Origin of the sequence: Pseudomonas sp. 2VD (genome assembly GCF_005503585.1) — a bacterium.
Taxonomy (GTDB): Bacteria; Pseudomonadota; Gammaproteobacteria; order Pseudomonadales; family Pseudomonadaceae; genus Pseudomonas; species Pseudomonas aeruginosa.
In genome coordinates, this window is sequence record NZ_SCND01000028.1 from 20,037 (window position 1) to 30,688 (window position 10,652).

Consider the following 10,652-nt stretch of genomic DNA (forward strand, 5'->3'; position numbering starts at 1 on the left):
GTTTGGTTACCGGGTGATGACAAAGAGCCATTACCGGGCGTCGGGACGATATACCTCGATCCGGTTGCGTCCGCCGTGCTTGGCCCGGTACAGCGCTTCGTCGGCCTGCTTGGCCATGCTCTTGATATCGAGGTCCGGGGTCAGCTCGGCGATGCCGCAACTGAAGGTGCAGCGCAGGTCGGTCGGTTGCGCCGGGTAGTGGATCTCGGCGAAGCGCTGGCGAATCTCGTCGAGCACCAGGCGCGCGGCGTCCAGATCGGTGTCCGGAAGGACCACGGCGAACTCCTCGCCGCCATAGCGGCCGATGTGGTCGGTCTTGCGCAGGCGCTGCTTGAGAAACAGCGCCAGGCCCTTGATCACCCGGTCGCCCATGGGGTGGCCGAAACGGTCGTTGACCTGCTTGAAGTGGTCGATGTCGAGCATCGCGAAGCTCAGCGGACGGCCATCGCGACGCGCGCGCAGGCGGGCGTCCTCGAGCAGTTGCAGGGTATGGGTGTGGTTGTACAGGCCGGTCAGGCTGTCGCGCACCATCCGCGCCTTCAGGCTGCGCGCGCGGCTGGCGCGGGTGCGCACGGTGGCGATCAGGTGGCGCGGGCGGATCGGCTTGGTGAGGAAGTCGTCGCCGCCTTCGCTCATGGCGTCCAGCTGCTTGTCCAGGTCGTCCTCGGCGGACAGGTAGATGATCGGCACGCTGACGTGGCGTTCGTGCTGGCGGATCACCTTGGCCAACTCGGTGCCCAGGCACTCGGGCATGTACATGTCGAGGATGATCAGGTCGGGCTGGAAGTCGCTCAGCTCGGCCATCACCGACAGCGGCTCGGTGAGCGCGCGGGTGATGATCCCGGCGCTGTTGAGGACCATCTCGGTGTGCAGCGCCTGGGCCCGGGAGTCGTCGACGATCAGTACCCGGTAGGGTTCGTAGAAGCTCAGGCGGCTGAGGGTCTCGATCTTTTCCAGCACGCTGGAGGCGTCCAGGGTGCCGGTGAAGAATTCCTGGCCGCCGGCGCGGGCTGCGGCCAGGCGGGTCGGGGTGTCGGTCTCGCTGTCGCTGAAGAACAGCACCGGCAGCTTGTGTTCGAGGCCGGCCTGGGCCTCGCTGGCCAGTCGCAGGCCCATGTCGGGGCCGGCGAAGTCGACTTCCATGACGATCGCCGCCGGGTAGCGTTCGCGCATGCTGGCGCGGAAGGCGTCGGCGGTCTCGCAGCTCAGCGCCTGCAGACCGAAGAACTCCAGTTGCTGGGCCAGACGCTCGGCGCGTTCGCGGTCCTTCAGTGCCAGGTAGACCGGTTTGCGCAATGGCGGCAGGACGGTGTGCTCGAGCTGGTCGCCATGCCGCAGGCCGGTGCGCGACAGGCGCTGCATCAACTGGTTGAGTTCGCTGATCGACTCGCTGGAAAGCCGGCCGCGGTTGGCCTCGACGACGTCCAGGGTACGGTCGATGGCACCGGCCAGTTGGGCATGCTCGGCTTGCTCGAAGCGTTCGGCGTAGCGCTGCAGGCGCAGGGTGGCGTCGGCCAGTTCTTCCATGCCGTCGCTGTTCCACTCCGCGCGGGTCAGGCGTTGCCAGACCTCCAGAACCTGGCGCGCCTGGTTGATCACTCGCTGGGCGAAGTGGTGCTTCAGGCGGTCCAGGGTCGGGTCATCGTGCTCGGTCATCATGACGCGCTTCTTTCGTGGTCTTCGCGGCAGAGCGTCGCTGCGAATGATGGCTCTATGCTATCACCTATCGCCATGAAAGCCAGCGGCCGTTGGGCGGCTGACGAGAGGAGCCTTTTCTTTTCCAAATGTCATCCCCACCTGTTGGTGGGTGCCTTTGTGCGACGGACTACGGCATGCTTATGCCTGTTTCGGAAAATTCTCACTGAGCATTCCGGCACAAAACCGGCTTCCACTACGCTGAAAGCCGACGATGCCGAGGTTTTCGGCGTCCTGGAAGGGTTGGCGCTTGGCACGGAACGCGTTCGCCATGGTCCAATCCCCCATCTATCGAGCTGTTTTAAGGACCCTTGCCATGCTGGACTGGAAGAAGCGTCGTGGGACCATGCGCGATCGCGTGGACAATTCCGTGGATGATGTGCGTACCTACTTCGGCGGCCCCTGGCTGGTGCGCGTGGTGGGAGGCCTGCTGGGCGTCTACCTGCTGGTGGCGATGCTGGTCGGCTGGTACTGGAGCCAGGAACCCGACCTGTTCCCCGTGCAGCAGGACGCCCAGGCCGCCGCCGAGCGCGCCGGGCGGCAGATGGTCACCGGCTACACCACGGTGGAGACCCTCAAGGAAGTGGTCGACACCCTGCTGACCAAGCCGGGCGGCTACATCTCCAACGACATCTTCCCGCCGGGCATCTGGATGGACAACATGCCCAGCTGGGAGTATGGCGTGCTGGTCCAGGTGCGCGACATCAGCCGGGCGCTGCGCAAGGATTTCGCCCGTTCGCAGTCGCAGTCCACCGAGGACGCCGACCTGGCTCGCGCCGAGCCGCGCTTCAACTTCGACAACAAGAGCTGGGCGCTGCCGGCGTCCGAGTCGGAGTACCAGGAAGGCATCAAGTCGCTGGACCGCTACCTGGCCCGCCTGTCCGACCCGAACCAGCCCAACGCGCAGTTCTATGCCCGCGCCGACAACCTGAACAACTGGCTGGGCGACGTCGCCACCCGCCTGGGCTCGCTGTCCCAGCGCCTGTCGGCGAGTGTCGGCCGGGTCAAGCTGAACACCAACATCAAGAACCCCGAAGAAGTACAGCCGGGCGAGGCGCCCAAGGTCGAGGAAGTGGTCCAGGAAACCCCCTGGCTGCAGATCGACAACGTCTTCTACGAGGCCCGTGGCCAGGCCTGGGCGCTGTCGCACCTGCTGCGCGCCATCGAGGTCGACTTCGCCGACGTGCTGGCGAAGAAGAACGCCACGGTCAGCGTGCGGCAGATCATCCGCGAGCTGGAGGCCGCGCAGGAGCCGCTGTGGAGCCCGATGGTGCTGAACGGCAGCGGCTACGGCATCCTGGCCAACCACTCGCTGGTGATGGCCAACTACATTTCCCGCGCCAACGCCGCGGTGATCGACCTGCGCCAGCTGCTTTCCCAGGGCTGACCCATGGCCGCGCCGATCAGCGCCGAAGAGGTGGCCCACCGGGCCGCCTCCGACGCCGAACTCATCGCCTGGGTCGACGAGCAGGACCGCCCGCTCGGTAGCCTGCCGCGCGCGGAGCTGCGCGAGCGCGGGCTGATCGGTCGCGGCACCTTCATCCTGCTGTTCAACTCCGCCGGCGAGCTGTGCGTGCAGCGCCGGACCCTGAGCAAGGCGGTCTATCCGGGGTACTGGGACCTCGCCGCCGGCGGCATGGTCCAGGCCGGCGAGCCCTACGCCGACTCCGCCGCCCGCGAACTGGAGGAAGAGCTGGGAATCCGCGACGCGGTTCTGCGCGAACATGGCCGCTTCTTCTTCGACGAACCGGGCAACCGGCTCTGGTGCGCGGTGTTTTCCGCCGTCTCCGATGCGCCCTTGCGTCTGCAGGCGGAGGAAATCTCCGAAGCCCGCTTCATCCGTCCCGAACTGGCGCTGGAAGAGGCTCGCAGCCTGCCGTACTGCCCCGATTCCCTGCAGGCGTTGCGCCTGTACCTGGATGCCTGAGCCGCGGATGTCGCCATTTCACCGATCAATGGCGCATTTTCGCTCTTAGCATTTGCTCGCAATGCTGCTAAATTGCGCGACCTTTTCGGGCGGTCCCCATGCCGCCCCTGCGCAGCCCCTGCCTGAGTGGGGCGTCGCGGTCGGCTCCCGCCGGCCATCGTTGTTGACCTGGCCCGTCGAGGCCATTCTGGGGGAAACGCCCGGTGGTCAAAAAAGCTTCGTCCCTGTCCGCCCTCGGCGGGCTGGTGTATTCCACGGATGGCGGCCGGCATTGCCCGGACTGCCAGCAACCCAAAGACGCCTGCATCTGCGGGCAGGCCGTAGCGCCTGCCGGCGACGGGATCGCGCGCGTGCGCCGCGAGACCAAGGGCCGCGGCGGCAAGACGGTGACCACCCTCAGTGGCCTGCCGCTCGCCGGCGATGCGCTCAAGGAGCTGGCCAGCGCGCTGAAGCGGCGCTGCGGCACTGGCGGCAGTCTCAAGGACGGCGTGGTGGAGATCCAGGGCGAGCATGTCGAACTGCTGATCGACGAACTCCTCAAGCGCGGTTTCAAGGCGAAGAAGTCCGGCGGCTGACCGCATTCTCCCCTGCAGAGAGCGGGCAGGTCCGGCACCGCGAAGGCCGCGCCAGCCCTTTCCCTAGATGGGAGACTGCGGATACCCGCATGAGCGGATTTCCTCGGCTTTCCTAAACTACCGCCCAGTGTGGCGGTCAACACGGCAACGTCACATCCTCCGGCTAGCCTCCACCACAGGCGTGCCGGCCCAGGGCCATCCGGAGATCCCGGCGCCCGCCCGACCCCGAACATTGAGGAGATCACCGCGCATGGCCGCTCGACGGACTCGCAAAGACGATGGCAGCAACTGGACCGTGGCCGACAGCCGCGGCGTATACGGCATCCGCCACTGGGGTGCGGGTTATTTCGCCATCAACGATGGCGGCAATGTCGAAGTGCGTCCGCAGGGCGCCGACTCGACGCCCATCGATCTCTACGAGCTGGTCGGCCAGTTGCGCGAGGCGGGCCTGAGCCTGCCGCTGCTGGTGCGCTTCCCGGATATCCTGCAGGACCGCGTGCGCAAGCTCACCGGCGCCTTCGACGCGAACATCGAGCGCCTCGAATACCAGAGCCGCTATACCGCGCTGTATCCGATCAAGGTCAACCAGCAGGAAGCGGTGGTGGAGAACATCATCGCCACCGAGAACGTCTCCATCGGCCTGGAGGCAGGCTCCAAGCCGGAACTCATGGCGGTGCTGGCGCTGGCCCCGAAGGGCGGCACCATCGTCTGCAACGGCTACAAGGACCGCGAGTTCATCAAGCTGGCGCTGATGGGGCAGAAGCTCGGGCACAACGTGTTCATCGTGATCGAGAAGGAATCCGAGGTGCAGCTGGTGATCGAGGAGGCCGCCAACGTCGGCGTGCAGCCCCAGGTCGGCCTGCGCGTGCGGCTGTCCTCGCTGGCTTCGTCGAAGTGGGCAGATACCGGTGGCGAGAAGGCCAAGTTCGGCCTTTCCGCCGCCCAGCTGCTGTCGGTGGTCGAGCGCTTCCGCCAGGCCGGTCTCGACCAGGGCGTGCGCCTGCTGCATTTCCACATGGGCTCGCAGATCGCCAACCTGGCCGACTACCAGCACGGCTTCAAGGAAGCCATCCGCTACTACGGCGAGCTGCGCGCGCTCGGCCTGCCGGTGGATCACATCGACGTTGGCGGCGGCCTCGGCGTCGACTACGACGGCACCCATTCGCGCAACGCCAGCTCGATCAACTACGACATCGATGACTATGCCGGCGTGGTGGTCGGCATGCTCAAGGAGTTCTGCGACGCCCAGGGCCTGCCGCACCCGCACATCTTCTCGGAGAGCGGCCGGGCGCTGACCGCGCACCATGCGGTGCTGATCACCCAGGTCACCGACGTCGAGCGGCACAACGACGACGTGCCGAAGATCGTCGATCTCGACGAGCAGCCGGAGATCGTCCGCTGGCTGGCCGAACTGCTTGGCCCGACCGATGCCGAGATGGTCACCGAGACCTACTGGCGCGCCACCCACTACATCGGCGACGCCGCCGCGCAGTATGCCGACGGCAAGATCAGCCTGGCGCAGAAAGCCCTCGCCGAGCAGTGCTACTTCGCTATCTGCCGGCGCCTGCACAACCAGCTCAAGGCCCGCCAGCGCTCCCACCGGCAGGTCCTCGACGAACTCAACGACAAGCTCGCCGACAAGTACATCTGCAACTTCTCGGTGTTCCAGAGCCTGCCGGATACCTGGGCCATCGGCCAGGTGCTGCCGATCCTGCCGCTGCACCGACTGGGCGAGGAGCCGGATCGGCGCGCGGTACTGCAGGACCTGACCTGCGACTCCGACGGCAAGATCACCCAGTACGTCGACGAGCAGAGCATCGAGACCAGCCTGCCGGTGCACGAGGTGAAGGAGGGCGAGGACTACCTGATCGGGGTGTTCCTGGTCGGCGCCTACCAGGAGATCCTCGGCGACATGCACAACCTGTTCGGCGACACCGACTCGGTGAACGTCTACCAGCGCGCAGACGGCGGCATCTATCACGCCGGCATCGAGACCCACGACACCATCGAGGACATGTTGCGCTACGTGCACCTGTCGCCGGAGGAACTGATGACCCTCTACCGCGACAAGGTCGCCGGGGCCAAGCTCACCGCCCGCGAGCGCAACCAGTACTTGGATGCGCTGCGCCTGGGGCTGACCCGCTCGGCGTACCTGTCCTGACTGGCTAGCCCGTCGGCGACGGGAAGCGAACCAGGCAATGGCCGGCTGGCGCGAGGCGCCCGCCGGCCATTTCGTTTCAGATCCTGCTCGTTATGTGGGAATTCCGCGCAACCCCTTCATTTCCGCTTCCCTGCCGGCGGTGGACGTCGGCGTGGTTGCCTGCTGTGTCCGGCGGATAACGCTTCGCGTCATTCGTCCTACCCGTGGGGGGAAGGGCCGGACTTTTTCAGCGGCTCCTGGATGCTCCGCGCCTCAGAAGTACTTCAACCAGGCGATATCCCGCCGCCGCGCCTTGAAACCGGCGAACCAGTGCACCGCCGGGTACAGCGCCACGACCAGCAGGATGCTGCACAGCCATAGCGCCGGCACCGAGGAGAAACCGAAGTAGTCGCCCCGGTTGGCGCCCCAGATCGCCAGCGCCAGCAGGTACAGCAGCTTCAGTAGGTAGAGATGCAGCAGGTAGAAGAACATCGGCGCTCCGCCGAACGCCACCAGGGCCTTGCCGCGACCGTTCCAGTCCAGGCGTTCGAACCAGGCCAGGAGCAGCAGGCCGATTCCCAGGGTGAGGGCGAGGAACAGCAGCGACGGCGGATACTTGGTGACGTTGAAGAAGCCCATCAGGGTGATCGCCGGCGTCTCGCCGAAGGCCCAGGGTTTCTCGCCATAGCCGTTGAGCAGGCGCAGCAGGATGAAGCCGAGCAGCAGCCCGCCACCGCCCGCCAGCAGGTAGCGTCGGCGCGTGGTCGCCGGCGTGGCGCCGCTGAACCAGTTGCCTGCGGCATAGCCCAGGGCGATCACACCGATCCACGGCAGCAGGGGGTAGGAGGTGCGCAGGCGCAGGGCGTCGCCCGCTTCGATCCAGTCGCGATCGTGGAGCACCGCCCACGGCAGGTGCCAGGCCGAGCCGGGAGCGAAATGCAGCGGATCGAGCAGGTTGTGGCCGGCCACCAGCAGCACGCCGAGCGCCGCGAGCAGAGGGCGCGGCAACCAGAGCAGGGCGGCCAGGGCGAGCATGCTCAGACCGATCGCCCAGATCACCTGGAGATAGATCACCGTCGGCGGCAACTGGAAGGTCCAGGCGAAGTTCACCAGGGTCAGTTCCAGCGCCACCAGGAACAACCCGCGCTTGAACAGGAACGCCGAGACCGCCCGGCGTCCCTGGTGCTTCTCGCCGTAAAGGAATGCCGACAGGCCGGTGAGGAAGACGAATACCGGCGCGCACAGATGCGCCAGGGTGCGGCTGAGGAACAGCGCTGGCTCGGTGCTGGCGACGTCCATCGGGTCGCCGACCTGGCGGTGCAGGAAAAAGGTCTCGCGGACATGGTCGAGCAGCATGAACAGCATCACCAGGCCGCGCAGGGCGTCGATGCTGTGCAGGCGGGAGGAATTGGAGATGGAATTGGAGATGGAGTTGGGCATGGCTGGGCTGGTCGTCGGAAAAGAGGGATGAGTATCACAGCCTGGCGGCGAGAAGCGAGATAGAGCCGGGCATTGTATTGCGAGGCCGGAATCGAACTGGTAGCGTTATAGTATATCATTTCTTTTCTGGTGCGATTTCCCATGAGAGTCAGTGTGTCGCTTGTCCTCGGTGTCGGCCTCGGTTGCAGCAGTCCGGCGCTCTGGGCGGAAACGGAAAGTCCCGCAGAGCTTGAGGTCCTCACTGTCACCGCCGAAGCGGAGCGCGCGGAGGGCCCGGTGCAGGGCTACCGGGCCAATCGGTCGGCCAGCGCGACGCGCACCGACACCCGTATCGAGGACATCCCGCAAGCTATCAGCGTGGTGCCGCGCCAGGTGCTCGACGACCTTGACAGCGCTCGTATCGAACGGGCGCTGGACTTCGCCGGCGGGGTCTCGCGGCAGAACAACTTCGGCGGCCTGACGATGTTCGAGTACAACGTCCGTGGCTTCACCACTTCGGAGTTCTACCGCGACGGCTTCAGCGCCAACCGCGGCTATATGAACGCCCCGGACAGCGCCACCATCGAGCGCGTGGAAATCCTCAAGGGACCGGCCTCCAGCCTGTACGGGCGCGGCGATCCCGGCGGCACGGTGAACCTGGTGACCAAGAAGCCCCAGGCCGAGCGCTTCGCCCGCTTGCATGCCAGCGCCGGCAGTTGGGACCGCTACCGCTCGACCCTGGACCTGAACACGCCGCTGGACGAAGAGGGCGACCTGCTCTACCGGATGAACCTGGCGGTGGAGGACAGCAAGGGCTTCCGCGACTACGCCGACGGCCAGCGCCTGCTGGTGGCGCCATCGTTCAGCTGGCAACTGGACCCGGACACCTCGTTGCTGGTGGAAGCCGAGGTGGTGCGCAACCGCCAGGTCTTCGACCGCGGCACCGTGGCGCCGCACAACCACCTGGGCAGCCTGCCGCGCTCGCGGTTCTTCGGCGAGCCGGACGACGGCAAGATCGACAACAACAACGAAACCCTCCAGGCCACCCTGCGCCATCACTTCAACGAGCAGTGGAGCCTGCGCCTGGCCAGCCACTACAAGCATGGTCACCTGGACGGCTACGCCTCGGAGAACTCCAGCCTCGCCGCCGACGGCTACACCTTGCGCCGGGAGTACCGCTACCGCGACTTCGAGTGGCACGACAGCATCACCCAGCTCGACCTGCTCGGCGATCTCCATACCGGCTCGATCCGCCACCAGTTGCTGATGGGCCTGGAGTACGAGCGCTACCACAACGACGAACTGATCCTGCGTAGCATCCCGTCGCGCAACCCCTATGCCATCGACATCCGCCGGCCGGTCTACGGCCAGCCGAAACCACCCTTCGGACGCGACGACCGTAACCACGAGGAAGTCGACGCGATGGCGCTCAACCTGCAGGACCAGATCGAGTTCAGCGAGAAATGGCGCGGCCTGCTCGGCGTGCGCTTCGACCGTTACCGCCAGGACATGAACGCCACGCGCCTGAACAATGGCCGCTTCCGCGACACCAGCTCGCAGCAGACCCAGCGTGCCGCCACCCCGCGCATCGGCGTGCTGTACCAGGCGACCCCGGAGGTCGGCCTGTTCGCCAACGCCTCGAAATCCTTCAAGCCCAATGGCGGTACCGACATGGCCGGCAAGGCCTTCGACCCGGAGGAGGGGCGCGGCTACGAGGCGGGGGTGAAGCTCGACCTGCTCGATGGCCGGCTGGGCATGACCCTCGCCGCGTTCCACCTGAAAAAGAAGAACGTGCTCACCGCCGACCCAAGCAATCCCGGTTACCAGCAGACCGCCGGCGAGGCGCGCAGCCAGGGCTTCGACCTGCAGTTCAGCGGCCAGCTCACCGAGCAGTTGCGGCTGATCGGCGCCTACGCCTATATCGACGCCGAAGTGACCAAGGACGAGAACATCGCCCGTGGCAGCCGCCTGCTCAACGTGCCGAAGCACAGCGGCAGCCTGATGGGCGTCTACGAGTTCCGCGAAGGCTGGCTGCACGGCGCCGATGCCGGCGCGGCGGTCAACTATGTCGGCGAGCGCGCCGGCGACAGCAGCGACAGCGGCTTCGAACTGCCGGCCTACACCACCGTCGACCTGCTCGCGCACTATCCGCTGGCGAGCAATGCGACCCTCGGGGTGAACGTCAACAACCTCTTCGATCGTCGCTACTACGAGCGTTCCTATAACAACGTCTGGGTCGCCCCCGGCGAGCCGCGCAACCTGACCATGAGCCTGACCCTGAACTACTGAGCCCTCTACCGCCGCCAGGAAGCCATGCCATGCAAGGACGCACACCGCTGCTGGAAACCCTCCGCGAACTGGAATGCGAGATTCGCCTGCTCACCGTCTATGCCCGCGAGTGTTGCGGCTGCTACGAGATCCTCAGGCGCAAGCTCGACCGTCTGAGCGGACTGATCGGGGAGGATTGCAGCCGGGCACAGTGGCAGGCCGATTCGGACGACCCTGCATTGCAGGCGCTCGGCCTGCGCCTGCGCGACGCGGCGGTGCAGGCCCTCTGCGAACTGGAGAAGCACCTTTGCCAGGGCGTGCTGCATGAACCCGGCGAGATGGGCCGCTACCTGGGTAGCCTGCTGGAATCCATCCGCGGCGAACTCGACAGCGCCGGGATAGATGCCGATGCACGGGTCCTGTTCGTCGGCTCCGGTGCCCTGCCGACCTCGGCCCTGGTGCTGGCGCGGGAGGTCGGCGCACATTTGTGCTGCCTGGACATCGACGAGGAGGCCCTGAGCTATGCCCGCGAGATCGCCCGCTGCCAGGGGCTGGAGGCGCGCATGCAGTTTTCCTCGCTGCCGCCGGCGGAACTGGCGTTTTCCCGCGATGCCACGCATTTCCTGAT

8 protein-coding genes are annotated in these 10,652 nt (G+C 66.3%); 6 read left to right on the forward strand and 2 right to left on the reverse strand.

The window, feature by feature from the left end:
* Nucleotides 1-30 precede the first annotated feature (30 nt).
* Nucleotides 31-1,659, reverse strand: a complete 1,629-nt coding sequence (gene gcbA / locus FFS27_RS05380) for a diguanylate cyclase GcbA (RefSeq protein ID WP_003106227.1) — start codon at nt 1,657-1,659, stop codon at nt 31-33.
* Between the two features lie 352 nt (nt 1,660-2,011).
* Between gcbA and FFS27_RS05390 the strand changes: the two genes are divergently transcribed.
* The 4 genes from FFS27_RS05390 (at nt 2,012) to speA (ending at nt 6,358) form a co-directional block, all read left to right on the forward strand.
* Nucleotides 2,012-3,082: a DUF2333 family protein gene (locus FFS27_RS05390; protein ID WP_003095371.1), complete on the forward strand. Its 1,071-nt coding sequence runs from the start codon at nt 2,012-2,014 to the stop codon at nt 3,080-3,082.
* 3 nt (nt 3,083-3,085) lie between these two features.
* Nucleotides 3,086-3,622, forward strand: a complete 537-nt coding sequence (locus FFS27_RS05395) for an NUDIX hydrolase (protein ID WP_003095369.1) — start codon at nt 3,086-3,088, stop codon at nt 3,620-3,622.
* A gap of 203 nt (nt 3,623-3,825) precedes the next feature.
* Nucleotides 3,826-4,197, forward strand: a complete 372-nt coding sequence (locus tag FFS27_RS05400) for a translation initiation factor Sui1 (RefSeq protein WP_137951946.1) — start codon at nt 3,826-3,828, stop codon at nt 4,195-4,197.
* 250 nt (nt 4,198-4,447) lie between these two features.
* Nucleotides 4,448-6,358, forward strand: a complete 1,911-nt coding sequence (gene speA, locus FFS27_RS05405) for an arginine decarboxylase (RefSeq protein WP_003095365.1) — start codon at nt 4,448-4,450, stop codon at nt 6,356-6,358.
* Between the two features lie 252 nt (nt 6,359-6,610).
* Here the strand turns inward: speA and FFS27_RS05410 are convergent, their stop codons facing one another.
* On the reverse strand, nt 6,611-7,765 hold the full coding sequence (locus tag FFS27_RS05410) for a DUF1624 domain-containing protein (protein ID WP_031300172.1): 1,155 nt from the start codon (nt 7,763-7,765) through the stop codon (nt 6,611-6,613).
* Between the two features lie 153 nt (nt 7,766-7,918).
* Here FFS27_RS05410 and cntO point away from each other — a divergent pair, with 153 nt between their 5' ends.
* Nucleotides 7,919-10,045: a pseudopaline transport outer membrane protein CntO gene (cntO, locus tag FFS27_RS05415; protein WP_009314307.1), complete on the forward strand. Its 2,127-nt coding sequence runs from the start codon at nt 7,919-7,921 to the stop codon at nt 10,043-10,045.
* 29 nt (nt 10,046-10,074) lie between these two features.
* Nucleotides 10,075-10,652, forward strand: a 578-nt coding sequence (gene cntL, locus FFS27_RS05420) for a pseudopaline biosynthesis protein CntL (RefSeq protein WP_137951947.1), incomplete at its 3' end; no start/stop codon positions are given.

Bases quoted from the DNA above. Each gene is read 5' to 3' on its own strand.
- gcbA (WP_003106227.1), bottom strand. From the start codon at position 1,659: ATGATGACCGAGCACGATGACCCGACCCTGGACCGCCTGAAGCACCAC.
- FFS27_RS05390 (WP_003095371.1), top strand. From the start codon at position 2,012: ATGCTGGACTGGAAGAAGCGTCGTGGGACCATGCGCGATCGCGTGGAC.
- FFS27_RS05395 (WP_003095369.1), top strand. From the start codon at position 3,086: ATGGCCGCGCCGATCAGCGCCGAAGAGGTGGCCCACCGGGCCGCCTCC.
- speA (WP_003095365.1), top strand. From the start codon at position 4,448: ATGGCCGCTCGACGGACTCGCAAAGACGATGGCAGCAACTGGACCGTG.
- cntO (WP_009314307.1), top strand. From the start codon at position 7,919: ATGAGAGTCAGTGTGTCGCTTGTCCTCGGTGTCGGCCTCGGTTGCAGC.